Below are 16,304 nucleotides of genomic sequence, written 5' to 3' on the forward strand. Positions count from 1 at the left end.
CTATTTTACAGTTTTGTAAGATAAATAAATTGGTATATAATCACAAAAATTCAGCTGTGGAGGAGGTTAGGGCAAATGCCTGAGCGCGTTCCAGCACATCTTGCTTTGGTGTTTAGCCCGCAAGGATGATCGATTTTTCAAAGGACGCTTTATTTGTATTGGAACCATTCGATTTTAAAACTGCACTGAAACGTGTTACTCCAATGCTGATCGAAGGCGAAGAGGTCTTTGCTACTTTTTGTTTTGCCAGAGATTATGTTATTTTTACTACGAAACGCGTCATCATAATTAAGGAACGCGGAACAACCGGACTGAAAAAAGACTATACGTCATTGCCTTATATCAAAGTTAAGGCTTTCTCTGTTGAAACAGCAGGGGAACCTGGGTTGGACTGCGAACTGGATCTTTGGTTTTCAGGACTTGGAAAAATCAGATTTGAATTTAAAGGCACCTTTGATATCCTCGGATTCAATAAAATGATCGGAGAATATATACTGTAACTCACTGGATCGACAATTGTAGGAGATGCATGACCTATGGAAAGAAACGAATTAATTCAAACCAGCAAGAAAAAGATGTATACCCTGAGAGAAGAAATTGCCAATAGTGTTTCTCATGGCATAGGGATTGTATTCAGTATTGTTGCCATGACCATATTATTGGTCTACGGCATTTGGATGAAGAGTCCTGCGGCAATAACGGGCTTTGCGATCTACGGCGTCAGTTCCATCCTTCTCTACACAGCTTCTACGCTCTATCACAGTTTCAGAAAAGAAAAAATAAAACGTATTATGAGGGTACTCGACCACTCGGCAATTTTTTTGTTGATTGCAGGGACCTATACGCCCGTAACGCTGATTGCCATGCAAGGATATTGGCGTGTCGGCATCCTGAGTACCATTTGGGTGATCGCAATTTCCGGCATTGTTTTTAAAGTGGTGACATATAACAAAATGGACAGATATAAAGGGGTTTCCCTGGCCCTCTATATTCTGATGGGATGGATCGCGGTGATCGCAATAAAGCCAATGACGCAGACTGTTCCGGTTGGATTCCTGATTTGGCTTCTTGCGGGGGGCGCGGCCTATACCATCGGCACAATTTTTTACGCTGTTAAAAAGATTCCTTACCATCATGCTATTTGGCATTTATTTGTTCTAGCGGGCAGTGTCCTTCATTTTCTGGGCATCTTCAGATATCTTGCAGTAAAATAAAGATGCGTCCGCTTTAGGCTAGTCAAGATTCTTGAAAGGATGGAAGGCATGCTGGAAGTTCAATTCTCCCGTTATACCGTTCAAGGTGTGATGTCCGACAATGTTCTGAAGCTGGAGCCGAGTGAAAAACTATCCTTCGCGGTGGAACTGATGCTAAGGGAGAATATTCCCGAAGTGCTGGTGGTCAGGAGTCTAAAGGAGGAAGAGCATCTTTTGGGCATACTGACTTTCAGGGATATTTCAGAGCTGATCAAGCTTGGGAAAAGTCTGGAGGCGCCGCTGTCACAGTTTGCTCTGAAAAAAGTTATAACCGGCACTGAGGAGATGCTTCTGAGCGAGGTGCGGCAAATTCTCATTGAACGAAAAATTGGCTGCCTTCCTATCTTCAATGGGAGCAGAATCACAGGCATAATACGCAGCGAAAATCTCAGAGACAGTTATTACAGATTTTTGGAGATTATCAACAAACAATATATGGCGGTCATCCATCAGATGCACGAAGCTGTCACAGTCACTGACCGGGATGGCAATGTGCTGCTTTGGAATAAGAACGCAGAACGCATTTATAACCTGAAGCCTTCAGAAATCCTGTATAAAAAATTAGAAGATTTTTTCCCGAATGCCCTTAGTTTGTCGGTCATGAAAACGGGAATTCCAATCGAAAACGTGTATCATGCGCCAAAACCAAACTACTATGTCATAGTCAGTGCTTTGCCCATTGTCGTAGACGGCGAATATTTAGGCGTCGTTGCTACAGAACGGGATGTCACGGAGTACAATCAATTGACCAACGAGCTGGTCAACGCTAATGTTGAAATTGATTTACTCAAAAAAGAAGTAGAAAAAATGTCAAAGGGAAGTTTCACTTTTAATGGCATTCTGGGCAACAATCCGGTGATCCAAAACCGTATTGAATTAGCAACCCATGTCGCTGCGACGGATACCAATGTCATGCTCACGGGAGAAAGCGGAACGGGCAAGGAAGTTTTCGCCCGGGCGATTCATGAGGGCAGCCGCAGAGCGGGATTATTTGTACCTGTCAACTGTAGTGCGGTGCCCGCGGCACTCTTCGAGAGCGAATTTTTTGGCTATGTGGGCGGCTCGTTCACAGGCGCACTTAAAACAGGGAAAATAGGATTTTTTGAACTGGCTCACGAGGGGACGCTGTTCCTGGATGAAATTGGCGACTTGACACTGGAACATCAGGCAAAACTTCTGAGAGTCCTTCAGGACGGCATGGTATCTAAAGTAGGGGCAGAACGCAGAATTCCGGTGGATGTCAGAGTCATTTGTGCAACCAATAAAAATCTTTTGGAAATGGTAAAAGCGGGCTCTTTTAGAGAAGACTTATTCTATCGCCTGAATGTCGTGGAAATCAGTCTTCCGCCATTAAGAGAAAGACGTGAGGACATAGCGCTGCTATTCAATCGGTTCCTGGAAGAAGGGTGCAAAAAAAATCATAGAAAAATGCCGCATATTGACAATGCTGTTTTCAACGTTTTGCTCCGGTATAACTGGCCAGGCAACATACGCGAATTGCGAAACGTCGTTGAATATATGCTGGTTGTCGGTCGATCTGACCAACTGACTATTGAGACTATGCCGCCTAATCTGGCTAAAAGTGAAAAGAGCGCACCTTGTCCGGATGAAAGACCGGAATTTAAGAATGAGGCAGAAACACTGGCTGAAATTGACAAAACGATTCGGGACAAGGAAGTGGAAATGATCTCTAAGGCTCTGACGACCCATAATGGCAACAAGAAAAAAGCGGCAGAAGCCTTAAATATTCCAAGAAGTACACTCTATTACAAAATCAATCACTACGGGATTTGAGTAAGTGAGTGTCGAAAAACCGACACATGTCATATATTCGACATTGTCGGTTTTTTTCGTAACTGTATAAATTTCAATACATAAGTAGGGGTTTCAGTTGAAAAATGAAAATTTATGAAGGTTTAAGTGTCGGAAAACTGACATGAAAATTGAAGACGCGTGTCGCCTTCAATAATTAGCAGTGCTGAAAGCATTGCTATCAGCGCCCAAAATATATTTTTTTAGAAATTCAAGCTTTCAAATAGTTGGCACAGTGCTTGCGACATAAGTTGACGAAGCGTCCTTATGCAATGACAAGTGCTGTCACAAGTAAACCTAACCTTACAACAGTAGTATGAGATTGGCCCGTCACGCTTGCTCAGTGTGACGTTCACTTAAAATAAACTTGGCCAAGAAGGAGGATCGTCGTTCGTACTAAAAAATCAAAGGGGGACTATGTGAATGAGCAAAAACACCGAACAATGGGGAAGTCGTTGGGGATTTATACTGGCTTCGATTGGCATGGCTATCGGAACCGGTAACATCTGGAGATTTCCGCGAGTCGCAGCTGCAAATGGCGGCGGACCGTTCATTATCGCCTGGACAATCGCTTTATTCGTATGGGCTATACCACTGCTTATGGGCGAAATGGTCATGGGCAGAAAGACAGGTTTGGGAACTGTAGGTGCCTTCAGAGACTTTATCGGAAAGAAATATACATGGATGGGCACCTGGATCATGATCGTCTGTCTGGCAATTGCTTTTTACTATTCAGTCGTCATGGGGTGGTGTGTGAAGTACTTTACTTTGGCTGTCGCAGGTACTTTCAAGCCGGGTATGGGAACTGAGCAGACCGCAGAAATCTGGAATGTCTTCACGACAACGCCGTCACAGACCATACTTTTCCACTTCATTTCCATGGCAATTGCAGGCATTATAATTTATCAGGGTGTCACTAAAGGGATCGAAAAAGCATCTAAAATAATGATTCCTACCTTGTTCGTCCTATTAATTACCGCTATGCTGAGAGCCGTTACGCTTCCTGGTGCGGCCCAAGGTCTTGAGTATCTTTTCAGCCCAAAATTTTACATGCTGGCAGAGCCTAAAATCTGGCTGGCGGCTTTTACCCAGGCAGCATGGTCAACAGGTGCCGGATGGGGTTTCATCATTACATATGCAGTATACACGAAACGCAAAGAGGACGTTGCAGGCAACTGTCTGATCATGGGCGTCGGCGACAACGTTGGCGCACTCATTGCAGGTATGACAGTACTTCCGGCGATTTTTGCACTGTCGCCAAGCATTGAATTCGCAAATGAAGCGCTGGCACAGGGAAATACCGGTATTACCTTTATCTATCTCGCGCAGCTCTTTACAAGAATGCCGCTGGGCAATCTCGCCGCCGCCATGTTCTTCCTGGCTATGTCAATTGCGGCACTATCATCACTGCTTCCAATGATCGAGGTCGGTGTCAGAAATATGATGGATATGGGCTTTGAACGGAAAAAGGCAACATTGGTTGTCGTTATAGGCAGCTTTTTACTCGGTATACCATCGGCTTACAGCCTAAATTTCCTGGACAATCAGGACTGGGTATGGGGCATTGGTTTGCTCGTCAGCGGCTTGTTTGTCGCCTTCGCCATGGTTAAATACGGCGTCGAAAAAGCACGTACGCAGGATATCAACATGCCGTGGTCCGACTACCAGATTGGTAAATGGTGGTCAGTCTGTATCCGACTCTTCCCGGTTTTCTTTGTTTCGATTACCGCATGGTGGTTCTGGCAGGCGGTTGGCTGGTATCCGGACAATTGGTGGGCACCGTTTGAGGTCTTTACGCCAGGCACTATCATATTCCAATGCGTGCTCGTTCTGATCGCGGCCTACATGACCAACAACTGGTTTGCCAGAAAAATTGGTCCGGGACGAGATATTACTGCTGAAGAGGAAATTAAAATGGTTGCAGAGGAGCGTGCTTAAGATGTCGACAACCTCAATGATAATGATGATCATAGTGGCGGGTTCGTATTTTATTGGTTTCGGTTTACTGCTTTATAAGGCAAGCAAACCTAAACCCGAATAAGTCATAACCTGGAGGCCTTTGACGGTTGACAATGCTCATAGTGACTGAAACGGCATTATGAGCATTGTACCAAAGGTCCTTCGGCATAAAGCGTGGTTACTGAATCTATTCAGACAGTCTTCGGTCCCCGAAGCAAAAGGAAGGTTGTCGACCAGGGGGGTATGTCAGCATGTCATCCAGACTCGAAAAGCATCCAATATTAAGTTTTGATCGAGGCAAAAAAATCAGTTTCAATTTTGACGGATCAGAAATAACCGGTTATGAAGGGGAGACCATTGCCGCTGCTCTGCACGCTGCAGGCGTGAGAGTTCTCAGTCACAGCATTGAGAGAAACAGGCCCCGCGGCTTTTATTGCGCGATTGGAAATTGTTCCTCCTGTATGATGGAGGTCAATGGTGAAGCAAATGTGAAGGTTTGCGTGACAATGCTGGAAGAGGGCATGACAGTCAGGACACAGGAAGGAAAGGGTGAACTTCTGTGAAGAAAGTGGAAACACTCATCATAGGCGGAGGTCCTGCCGGATTGTGCGCCGCGCTTAGCGCTGCAGAAATGGGATGTCAGGTATTGTTGGTAGAAAGAGACGGCGCCCTTGGCGGGCAGCTTGTCAAACAAACACATATGTTCTTTGGTTCAGAAAAGCAGTACGCGTCTACAAGAGGCATTGACATTGGCAAGCTTTTGCTTGAGAAAATAGATCAATCACCCAATATAGAAGTATGGAAAAATACGACCGTAGTTGGTCTTTATGAAGATCGTATCGTGACACTTGAAAAAGAAGGCACTTATTTAAAAGTCGATCCGGATGCCATTATCGTGGCGACCGGGGCCAGCGAAAAAAGCATACCGTTTCCAAACAATGATTTGCCGGGGATCTATGGCGCCGGCGCGGTTCAAACCTTAATGAATGTCTATGGCGTCAAACCGGGGGACAATGTTCTCATGATTGGTGCCGGAAATATTGGCTTGATCGTCAGCTATCAGCTCATGCAGTCTGGGATCAACGTGAAGGCCATTGTCGAAGGTGGTCCCAAAATAGGCGGGTATCTTGTGCATGCCTCCAAAATCAGACGTTTAGGGATTCCAATCTATACGCGCTATACGGTCAAAGAAGCCCGCGGTAAAAACGCCCTGGAAAGTGCAACAATCTGGCAGCTGGATGAAAATTGGTCACCTATTCCGGGAACTGAAATTGACCTGGATGTCGATGTCATGTGCATTGCGGTCGGGCTTTCACCTCTGTCAGAGCTGCTATGGCAAGCGGGCTGTGAAATGAAATATTTGGCTGCCCTGGGTGGATATGTGCCAATTCGAAATTCTGAAATGATGACTTCGATTGAGGGCCTCTTTATTGCAGGAGACGTCGCAGGTATCGAAGAAGCCAGCAGTGCCATGGTTGAAGGTTACTTGGCCGGATTGTCTGCAGCGGCTTATACAGGCCGCCAGTCAGATCGCCTGGATGCGCTCAAATCAGATTACATAGACCAGCTCAGCGCACTGCGGGCAGGCCCTGAAGGCGCGAGAATCAGACAAGGGATCTCAGAAGTTTCAACAGCTTAAAGTCTTTTCTCGAGAGCCTGTGAATTGCTCATCATGAATTGGAGGTGCCAAGCATAATGCTCGAAAATACTGGAATACCAACACCTGAGGACATCGACAGCGTCTTTCCGTCTGAAGAGCGTCTGAATCGGGGGGCGATTATTGTCGTTGAATGTTACAAAAAAATCCCATGTAATCCATGTTATACCGCCTGTCATCGCGGAGGCATTCGACCCTTTGAAGATATTAATGATCGACCGGTCGTTGTAGAGGACAATTGCAATGGCTGTGGCCTCTGTATTGGCAAGTGTCCGGGCCTTGCGATCATGGCGGTGGATATGACCTATTCAGATACTGAGGCTTTGGTAAAATTGCCTTATGAATTTTTACCTATGCCTGAACCTGGCATGATTATTAAAGGTCTGGACCGGGAAGGCAATTTTATAACGCCGGTCAAAGTCATAAAAGTGTTGAACACCAAAGCTATGGACAGGACGGCTGTGGTCTCTGTCGCTGTAGGAAAGCCTTTCGTCCGTCAAATCAGAAACATCAAAGTCGAACCGGTTGAGGTAAGACAAGCGGATGATGATGTGATTGTCTGCAGATGCTCTGATGTAAGTCTGGGCATGATCAGGGGGCTGATCAGAAAGGGTTACACGACCTTTGATGAAATTAAACGGCTCAGCAGGGTAGGGATGGGACCGTGTCAATCCAAAAACTGCGGACCAATGGTTTTGAAAGAGATCTCAATTATGACTGGCAAGTCCATGGAGGCGCTGACACTTGGTACTTACAGGCAGCCTGTAAAATCTCTCAAGCTCGGCGAAATCGCTGATGAAGCCGTAAGGGGGCACAGCAAATGATGAAGACAGCAGATGTGGTCATTATTGGCGGTGGGATTTCCGGTTGCGCAACAGCCTACTTCCTGGCGAAAAAAGGTGTGAAAAATGTACTCCTGATTGAAAAGGGCTACCTGGCAAGTGGATCTACAGGCCGCTGCGGCGCCGGTATACGCCAGCAGTGGGGGACCGAGCTCAACTGTATGATTTCTAAGCATTCGTGCGATTTCTTTGAGACTGCGAACGAAGAGCTGGAATACGACGGTGACATTGAATTTAAGCAGGGCGGTTATTTATTGGTGACCAGCACCGATAAGGAGCATGAACAATTTATCAAAAATATTGAAGTCCAAAATAGAATGGGGATCCATTCGAAACTGCTTACCTTAGAAGAAGCGAAAGAGATCGTTCCTTTTCTGAATACGGATGGGTTGATTTCAGCGGCGTTCCATCAAAAGGATGGCCATCTGAATCCTTTTCATACCACTCAAGCTTTTGCTGATGCAGCGAAACGCTTGGGCGCTACGATCATGACGCACACAGAAGTAACGGGGATCGATGTAGAAAACGGAAAAATCAGGGGCGTCAGAACCAATAAAGGTGATGTTGCTACAGCTGTTGTTCTAAATGCCGCAGGCGGCTATTCTCAAAAAATTGCTCAAATGGCAGGCGTTGACCTTCCGGTTTATTCTGAAAGACATCAGATTCTTGTCACAGAGCCAATAGAAGAGATTCTGGGGCCTATGGTCATGTCTTTTTCGTTGAACATCTATTGTCAGCAGGTCCCGCATGGCGGCATCATCATGGGACGCGGAGATGAGAACGAACCGCGGGACCTCAGGACGACCAGCAGCTGGCAATTCCTTGAGGAAATGGCACTCTGCGCTACAAAACTTTTACCGCCGCTTAGAAACGCAAAAGTACTCAGACAATGGGCTGGTCTGTACAATATGTCTCCGGACCGTCAACCTATTTATGGACCAGTTGAAGAGGTGGAGGGATTCTATGTTGCCGCTGGGTTCAGTGGTCATGGTTTTATGTTTGGCCCTTCGACAGGTCTGATCATGTCTGAATACATATTGGGAGAAAAGCTGACTTTGCCGGTAGAGACATTGACCCTCAGTCGAATCAAGCAAAACAAACTGGTCTTTGAGCCTTCGGTGGTCTAAATTTTGGAGTCGTTGACGACTGCCTGGAAATTGAGAAGGGATGCCAATTCTGAGGATTAACTTCGTAACACAATATTTAATAAAATGAGCTGAAAGGGCATCAGTCACGTTATAGCACTAACTTTGGCAGTTGCCTTAGCTCAAATTCGACTTCGGAGGTGAAGGGTTTGAAAATCCTGCAAAAGATAGAAGATCGGTGCATAGCCTGCAGCGCTTGTGAGATGGCATGCTCAAACGCCTATTTTAAGGTGAAGGACCGTGAAAAATCTGCGATCCGCATTACCGAGCACGGTCAGGACAAGCGGATTCACGTCTGCAATCAGTGCGGCTTCTGCATTGATATTTGCCCTGTCATGGCGATCAAAAGAGACGCCCTGGGCGTAGTGCGCATCGATAAGAAAAAATGTGTGGGCTGCCTGATGTGCGTGGGCTTTTGCGACGCGTCCGTCATGATGCAGCATGATGAGTTCCAGGAACCATTCAAATGTGTGGCCTGCGGCATCTGCGCCGGCGTGTGTCCGGCTGAGGCGCTCTACATAGACAAGGACGCTGCGCAAGTGCCCCTTGAAAAAGTGACCTTTTTCAAGTAAGGCTTAAATGCCGCAAAAATAGCAGGATTTAAACAGACAGGAGGGGACTCAGTGGAGATCAAAGCCATGAAAGAAGCGCGGACGCTGCTGACAGCGTTCGATTACGAGCCCGCGCCATTGGAGCGGGGCTATACAGACAGATCCTTACATATCCGGCTGGGAGAGAACCGGGTGGAAGCCAGAGCGGTCCCGGCCCTGGTACGGGAGAAATTCATAGGCGGCAAGGGCTATGGCCTGAAACTGTTGTGGGACGCGGTGAAGCCGTCAACCAGATGGAATGATCCGGAAAATGCCATCATTGTCGCAGGCGGTCCGATCTGCGGCATCACCCAGTATCCCGGCTCAGGAAAATCCCTGGTCTGCACCATTTCGCCCATGACGGACATGCCCATTGATTCCAATGTAGGCGGGTACTTTGGTCCATATCTGAAATTCTCCGGGTATGATGCTCTGGAGATCAGCGGGAAGTCTGAAAAGGACGTCGTCATTTTCATAGACGGCAACAGTGGCCGGGTGACCATAGAAGAAGCGCCGCTGGAAGCAGTGGACGGCCACGTTGTGGCGGAACAGCTGACGGAGATGTACGCTGAAGATGAAGAAGATAAGAAAAACATTTCGATCATCTGCGCCGGTACGGCAGCGGAGCACGCTAACATAGGCCTCCTGAACTTCTCGTTTTACGACCTCCGGCGACAGGTGGCCAGGCTGAAGCAGGCGGGCCGCGGCGGCATAGGCCGGGTCTTCAGGGACAAGAAGATCAAGGCGGTCGTCATCCGGTTCCGGGGTACCAAAGGCAATCTCAATAAGCCGGCGGACCAGAGCCGGATCAACAAGGCGGGGATCAAGCTCCACCGTCAGATCCACGACCTGGATGATGCCCAGTGCCGTATGCGTCAGATTGGCACGGCCAACATCATAGAGGTCATGGATGCCTATGATCTGCTGCCAACCCACAACTATCAGTACGGGAGTCACCCGGATACCTATAAGATTGCGTCCAAAGTCTTTATTGAGAAATACACCACCCAGGGGATGCCGGACGGATGCTGGTATGGGTGCTCGCTCTCCTGCGCCAAGACGGCAGATCACTTTGAACTCAAGACGGGACCCTACAAAGGCCACAAGGTGACCATAGACGGACCGGAATACGAAAACGCGGCGGGTCTTGGCTCCAACTGCGGGATCTTTGATCCGGAAATCATTCTGGAGGCCAATTTTTACTGCGATACCTACGGCGTGGATACCATCTCCTTTGGCACGATTACAGCTTTTGCCATGGAGTGCTATGAGCGGGGAATCATTGACAAGAGCCACACGGGAGGTCTTGAGCTGACCTTTGGAAATGCCATGGCGCAGCTGGAACTGCTGCACCAGATGTCCAGAGGAGAAGGCTTTGGGTATCACATAGGTCTTGGCGTCAGACACCTGAAGCAGTACTTCGCGGAGGAATTTGGGGCGGATCGGGCGTTTCTTGAGGATATTGGCATGGAGCAGAAGGGCCTTGAGGTCTCCGAATACCTGCCAAAGGAATCCCTGGCACAGCAGGGGGGCTATGGCCTGACGAACAAGGGGCCGCAGCATGATGAAGCCTGGCTGATCTTCATGGATATGGTCAACAACCAGATCCCGACCTTTGAGGATAAGGCAGAGGCGCTGCACTACTTCCCAATGTTCCGGACGTGGTTTGGCCTGATGGGTCTATGTAAGCTGCCGTGGAATGACACGACGCCGGCGGACAATGGCATGACAGACGAGCCTGCGAAGATCCCTGAGCACGTACAGAACTACGTGGACCTTTATAATGGGGTCACGGGGGCTTCCATTGACAAGCACGAGCTGATCCGTCAATCCGAGCGGGTCTACAATTTCCAGAGGGTTTTCAACATCCGGATGGGCAAAGGACTGAGAGTTCACGACGCTATGCCTTACCGGTCAATGGGTCCGGTGACGGCGCAGGAGTACCTGTCCAGGCAGGAGCGGTATGATCAGCAGATGAAAGAGCTGATTGGGGTGGATCCGGAAGGCAAGTCGGTGGAAGAGAAGATTGCCATAGTGCGGGCGTATCGAGTGGACCAGTACGAAAAACTGACGGATGCGGTATACAAGCGCAGAGGCTGGTCGTCTGAAGGCGTCCCTACCACAGCGTATCTCAGGGAGATTGGCATGGATCTGCCTGAAGTGCTGGAAGTGGTCACGCCGCTTCAAGCGTAAACTTAAACTCTTAAAGAGGCGAGGGATCGCCTCTTTTTGTCTTAATGCATGGAACAACTGTTGTAGGAACGAAAATTCAAAGGTACACTTAAAAGGGTAGAGAGGTGAGAAGGATGATCCAGGTCAACGGCAAGCCTATGATATGGTCGGAAGGTATGACGGTAGCAAGCATGCTGAAAGAAAAAAACTATATTTATGCAAAAATTGTAGTCAAAATCAATGGTGTGTTTATACCGGTTGAAAAATATGAGTCGACGTTTATACACGACGGAGATGATGTAAAAGCTATTCATATGCTGGCCGGTGGATAACCTATAGATGCTGAAGATACAAATGGGGGGCATGGCAAGATATGGAGAAGCGCTATCAAAGAAATATGAAACTTATGACACAAGATGAGATTACAGCCTTAAAAAAGAAACGGGTCTGCGTCGTAGGCTGCGGAGGACTGGGTGGGTATATTGTTGAAATGCTCTCTCGTTTGGGTGTAGGAACCATAACGGCCATTGACGGAGACGTTTTTGACGAGACAAACCTAAACCGTCAGTTATTGTCTGAAGAAGCGCTTATAGGCTCCTCCAAAGCTGAAGCTGCAAAGTCGCGAATTCAAAAGGTCAATTCAGAAGTGGAAGTCGTCGCCAAAGCAGTCTTTTTAAGAGATGACAACGCAGTGGCATTGATTGCCGGTCATGATGTGGTCGTGGATGCGCTGGACAATATTTCGACGCGCAGAATCCTGGAGAAAGCCTGTTCAGTTTGTGGAATACCACTGATTCACGGTGCTATAGCGGGATGGTATGGTCAGGTGACGACAATCATGCCCGGATCCGGTGTCTTCTCAAAGCTGTACCCTGAAACGGCAGAGAAGGGCATAGAAACCGAACTCGGGAATCCTGCTTTCACACCGGCCCTGGTGGCCTCCATACAGGTCAGCGAAACTTTGAAATTGTTGATAGAAAAAGGCGAACCGCTGGTAGGCAGGCTGCTCACCTTAAATCTTCTGGACCATGAATACCAGATTTTTGAATTTTAGTTTGGGTGTAAACCTATCCGCCTCCACATAATCTCCACAGGTCTTTGATAGAATTGTGATCTGCCAATACTGACAAAATTGATAGCGTAGAGTCACTCGTTATCGCAAATCTAATACGAACGGCAGAGTATGGTGTTGATGGAGTGAGCGCATGAACCAACAAGAGAAAAAGCTTAGTTTAAGAGTTGACGGCATGACCTGCAGTGCCTGTGAAATCAGAATTGAAAGTGCTTTGAGCGGACTGCAGGGCGTCTTTTCAGTGAAGGCAGACCGGCAAAAGAGAAGCGTAGAGATCGTTTACATTTTTGGACAAACGTCAGAAGAAAAAATCAAAAATGGAATTGAAGCTGCCGGATACAAAGTCACCCCCGTCGGCATCCAAACAGGCAGCACGCTCCGCGAATACAGTGTAAGGAATGAGGCCCAAAGCGAAGTTTGGAAAAACGGACAAGGGATCATTTTAGTTCTCTTAATCTTTGTGCTCTTTTGGATGCTTCAAAAAATATCAGGCGTGACACTGATCCCGGAAATTACATCCGAAGCAAGCTATGGCATAATTTTTCTTGTGGGTCTGATAACCTCTGTTCATTGTATTGCAATGTGCGGTGGAATTAACTTATCACAGTGCATTCAACGTGAAGATCAAGTTCTGCATCAGGGCTATCATAGCGCGGCAATGAAACCCAGCCTGCAGTATAATGCCGGCCGTGTTGTGTCATACACTGTCCTCGGGGGTGTTGTTGGCATGCTGGGACAAGTCATTGGCTTCGACAACAGCGCGAAGGGCTTTGTAACCATTGTGGCCGGGGCTTTCATGATTCTGATGGGGCTTAATTTGATGGGCGCCGGTTCCTGGGCCGGAAAACTGATTCCTCGTCCGCCCGCGTTCCTGAAAAATAAACTCAATCGTCATAAGCGTTCTCAAAAACCATTTCTGGTAGGTTTGCTCAATGGATTTATGCCCTGCGGTCCGCTGCAGTCCATGCAGTTATACGCTTTGGGTACGGGCAGCTTCTCAGCGGGGGCTCTGTCTATGCTTGCCTTCAGTTTGGGTACGGTACCCTTGATGTTTGGAATGGGATTTTTGAGCACTCTGATCAGCAGGTCAGTATCACAAAAATTGTTCAGGCTGAGTGCCATAATGGTTCTAGCGCTGGGTGTCATTATGACCGGCAGAGGACTCAGTCTCGCGGGCATCTCATTTAATCCCGGCGTGACTGAAATCGAAATGGAAACCCTTGAGGATTACGGACAGATCGCTGTGGTGCAAGACGGTGTTCAAACCGTCACAATAGAACTTCATCCCGGATATTATGAACCCATTGTCGTGCAGAAGGGCATCCCGGTCAGATTCAACATAGAAGCAGCAGAGGGCTCGCTTAATTCCTGTAATGACGCAGTTCAAATTCCGGAATTCAATATTCAAAAGCCATTGATGGTTGGAGACAACTGGATTGAGTTTGTTCCGGAGCAAGCGGGGGTAATCCCGTTCTCTTGCTGGATGGGGATGATTCGCAGTGAGATTTTGGTGGTGGATTCGTTAAACAACACGAAATAGAACCACGATCAGCATGCTGGTGGAAGTGGTGATGGGCAAAGGAGTGCAAAAACCATGACGCGAAAGACGAAAATCCTGTTAATTGAAGATGAGGCAAGCCTGGCGGAGGTTATCAAGGAGTATCTCACAGCGAGTGGCTATGACGTCATTACAGCCCATGATGGAACCAGCGGCGTTGATTTGGCGCGGCGTGAAGAGCCGGCGCTGATCCTCCTGGATCTCATGCTGCCCGATCTCCCGGGCGAAGAAGTATGTACGGCTATCCGCAAATGGTCCCGTGTCCCCATCATTATTCTCACAGCCAAATCCCAGGAAGAAGATCTGCTCAACGGACTTGGATTGGGCGCAGATGATTATGTGACCAAACCCTTCAGTCCCAGACAGCTTGTAGCCAGGATCGCGGCGCTGCTCAGGCGGAGCTCGGAGGATCCAACCCTGCTTTCGAACCGTATGTCTTATCAGAACGGCGACCTGGTTATAGACACGCTCGCCCGCGAAATATGGAAATCCGGTGACAAGGTATCCTTGACGCCCAATGAGTACAAAATTTTGCTGGCATTAGCCTGTTATCCCAGAAAGGTCTTCACGCGCGGGGAACTGATTGAAATTGCTTTGGGCAGTGATTATGACGGCTTTGACAGAGGCATTGATTCCCACATTAAAAACATCAGGCAAAAAATCGAATCAGATTCGAAAGCCCCTCAGTATATCAGGACTGTACACGGTATCGGGTACCGTTTTGGCGGTGATGTGGATTGAACAGGCTGGTGACAAAACTTAGAACTCGAATGGTCGTATCCCATATAACCATTGCGCTGATCGCCGTTGGCTTGATCAGTCTGTTGTCCAATCTATTTTTGGAACAACAATTTCAGGATTATGTGACGCGTAAAATCGACAGCAGACATTTGGAGATTGTCGACCAGATCGAAAACTTGTATCAATCTGAGGATGAATGGAATGTGGCGCTGATTGAGACCATCGGCATGAGCGCTTTAGGGGAGGGGCTGATCCTCCGCGTTGAAAATTCAGTCGGGAAAGAGATTTTCAGCGCACGCGCCATGGATCACATGATGTGTGATCTCATGCTCAATCAGATTTCGGAGAATATGCGCACACGCTATCCGCAGTGGCAGGGTGACTATGTTGAAGTGCCCTACCCGCTGATGGTGGACGGACAGAAGGTCGGCGTGGCGGAGATAGGATTCTTTGGACCTTATTATTATTTGGAGTCGGACCTCGAGTTTCTGCATACTTTGAATCGGATTTTGCTGGCCGTTGGGATCATCAGCTTTCTTACAGCCGCATGCGTGGCGATCCTGGTATCCAGAAGGCTCACACGGCCAATTCTGCGTGTCACGGCGGCAACGCAGCGCATAGCTGAGGGGCATTATGATGAGCGCATTGGCAGTGTGGTAGAGCGTACGCACACCTTGGAAATTGACACTATGACAAAGAGTGTGGACCATCTGGCGCAGACCCTGGAGCAGCAGGCAATTCTGAGAAAAAGACTGACCTCGGATGTCGCCCATGAACTGAGAACGCCGCTTTCGACGGTGCAGATCCATCTTGAAGGCATGCTGGACGGGATCTTCAAGCCGGATGAATATAGACTCTCCCTGTGTCACGAGGAGATCAAGCGGCTTCAGCGACTGGTGGGCGACCTGGAGCAGCTATCCCGGGTGGAACATGACATGAATCTTCTTCAGAAGAAGCCTTTTAATTTGGCTGAACTCGTGCTTCAACAGGCAGAGCTTCACCGAAATCAGGCAGCTTTAAAATCCATCAATTTGAAAGTCAAGGGCATAAAAAGCGAGGCTCAGCCGATGGTCTTAAGCGGCGACCGCGACAAGATCAGCCAAGTCCTCGTTAATATCCTTGCCAATAGTATAAAGTTCACCCCGGAAGGCGGCAGCATTGAGATTGACTGTCGAAGAGAAGGCGGTACAGCCCTCCTTCAGGTGACAGACACCGGCGTGGGTATTGCCGAAAAGGACTTACCCTTTGTCTTTGAACGGTTCTACCGTGTGGATCCATCCAGAAGCCGTGGAACCGGCGGTGCGGGGATAGGGCTGACAATCAGCAAGACCATCATTGAGGCCCACGGCGGAAAAATCGAAATTAACAGCCCTGGTCTCGGAAGTGGCACGCAAATTGTGATCAGACTCCCTTTAGAACCATCAAATCTCCACAATTAAACGCTATACTCGGAGTTGCAGCCGGCAGTGAGGCTCGACACATTTTGAAAACAAGCAACCTGTC

General features: G+C 48.1%; 15 protein-coding genes. All 15 read left to right on the plus strand.

Annotated features, from left to right (window positions below; all coding sequences use genetic code 11):
- Positions 1-125: 125 nt before the first annotated feature.
- The 15 genes from OEL90_RS02320 to OEL90_RS02390 all read left to right on the plus strand — a co-directional run bounded on the left by OEL90_RS02320 (position 126) and on the right by OEL90_RS02390 (position 16,240).
- Complete coding sequence (locus OEL90_RS02320; RefSeq protein WP_291403466.1) at positions 126-500, plus strand: PH domain-containing protein; 375 nt, start codon at positions 126-128, stop codon at positions 498-500.
- Between the two features lie 36 nt (positions 501-536).
- Positions 537-1,214, plus strand: a complete 678-nt coding sequence (gene trhA / locus OEL90_RS02325; RefSeq protein WP_291403464.1) for a PAQR family membrane homeostasis protein TrhA — start codon at positions 537-539, stop codon at positions 1,212-1,214.
- Between the two features lie 48 nt (positions 1,215-1,262).
- Positions 1,263-3,047: a sigma 54-interacting transcriptional regulator gene (locus tag OEL90_RS02330; protein WP_291403462.1), complete on the plus strand. Its 1,785-nt coding sequence runs from the start codon at positions 1,263-1,265 to the stop codon at positions 3,045-3,047.
- Between the two features lie 441 nt (positions 3,048-3,488).
- Complete coding sequence (locus tag OEL90_RS02335; protein WP_291403461.1) at positions 3,489-5,003, plus strand: sodium-dependent transporter; 1,515 nt, start codon at positions 3,489-3,491, stop codon at positions 5,001-5,003.
- Between the two features lie 272 nt (positions 5,004-5,275).
- Positions 5,276-5,587: a (2Fe-2S)-binding protein gene (locus OEL90_RS02340; RefSeq protein ID WP_291403459.1), complete on the plus strand. Its 312-nt coding sequence runs from the start codon at positions 5,276-5,278 to the stop codon at positions 5,585-5,587.
- Positions 5,584-6,663, plus strand: a complete 1,080-nt coding sequence (locus tag OEL90_RS02345; RefSeq protein ID WP_291403457.1) for an NAD(P)/FAD-dependent oxidoreductase — start codon at positions 5,584-5,586, stop codon at positions 6,661-6,663. The genes OEL90_RS02340 and OEL90_RS02345 overlap by 4 nt, the downstream gene beginning before the upstream one ends.
- Positions 6,664-6,719: 56 nt before the next feature.
- Entirely contained in the window at positions 6,720-7,505 is a 786-nt protein-coding gene (locus OEL90_RS02350; protein WP_291403455.1) for a (2Fe-2S)-binding protein, read from the plus strand.
- Complete coding sequence (locus OEL90_RS02355) at positions 7,502-8,650, plus strand: NAD(P)/FAD-dependent oxidoreductase (RefSeq protein ID WP_291403453.1); 1,149 nt, start codon at positions 7,502-7,504, stop codon at positions 8,648-8,650. The genes OEL90_RS02350 and OEL90_RS02355 overlap by 4 nt, the downstream gene beginning before the upstream one ends.
- 167 nt (positions 8,651-8,817) lie before the next feature.
- The gene (locus tag OEL90_RS02360; RefSeq protein ID WP_291403451.1) at positions 8,818-9,240 is read left to right on the plus strand and encodes a 4Fe-4S binding protein; all 423 of its coding nucleotides are present in this window, start codon (positions 8,818-8,820) and stop codon (positions 9,238-9,240) included.
- Positions 9,241-9,291: 51 nt separating this feature from the next.
- The gene (locus OEL90_RS02365; protein WP_291403449.1) at positions 9,292-11,451 is read left to right on the plus strand and encodes an aldehyde ferredoxin oxidoreductase family protein; all 2,160 of its coding nucleotides are present in this window, start codon (positions 9,292-9,294) and stop codon (positions 11,449-11,451) included.
- 113 nt (positions 11,452-11,564) lie between these two features.
- Positions 11,565-11,762 (plus strand): sulfur carrier protein ThiS, encoded by a 198-nt coding sequence (gene thiS / locus OEL90_RS02370; RefSeq protein WP_291403447.1) that lies wholly within the window; start codon positions 11,565-11,567, stop codon positions 11,760-11,762.
- Between the two features lie 41 nt (positions 11,763-11,803).
- Positions 11,804-12,484: a HesA/MoeB/ThiF family protein gene (locus OEL90_RS02375; protein ID WP_291403445.1), complete on the plus strand. Its 681-nt coding sequence runs from the start codon at positions 11,804-11,806 to the stop codon at positions 12,482-12,484.
- Positions 12,485-12,635: 151 nt separating this feature from the next.
- Complete coding sequence (locus OEL90_RS02380; RefSeq protein ID WP_291403443.1) at positions 12,636-14,042, plus strand: sulfite exporter TauE/SafE family protein; 1,407 nt, start codon at positions 12,636-12,638, stop codon at positions 14,040-14,042.
- 54 nt (positions 14,043-14,096) lie between these two features.
- Positions 14,097-14,801, plus strand: a complete 705-nt coding sequence (locus tag OEL90_RS02385; RefSeq protein WP_300686999.1) for a response regulator transcription factor — start codon at positions 14,097-14,099, stop codon at positions 14,799-14,801.
- Positions 14,798-16,240, plus strand: coding sequence for a sensor histidine kinase (locus OEL90_RS02390; protein ID WP_291403439.1), 1,443 nt, complete (start codon positions 14,798-14,800; stop codon positions 16,238-16,240). The genes OEL90_RS02385 and OEL90_RS02390 overlap by 4 nt, the downstream gene beginning before the upstream one ends.
- The last annotated feature ends 64 nt before the right edge of the window (positions 16,241-16,304 follow it).

Source organism: Acidaminobacter sp. (assembly GCF_030247605.1).
Taxonomy (GTDB): Bacteria; Bacillota; Clostridia; order Peptostreptococcales; family Acidaminobacteraceae; genus Acidaminobacter.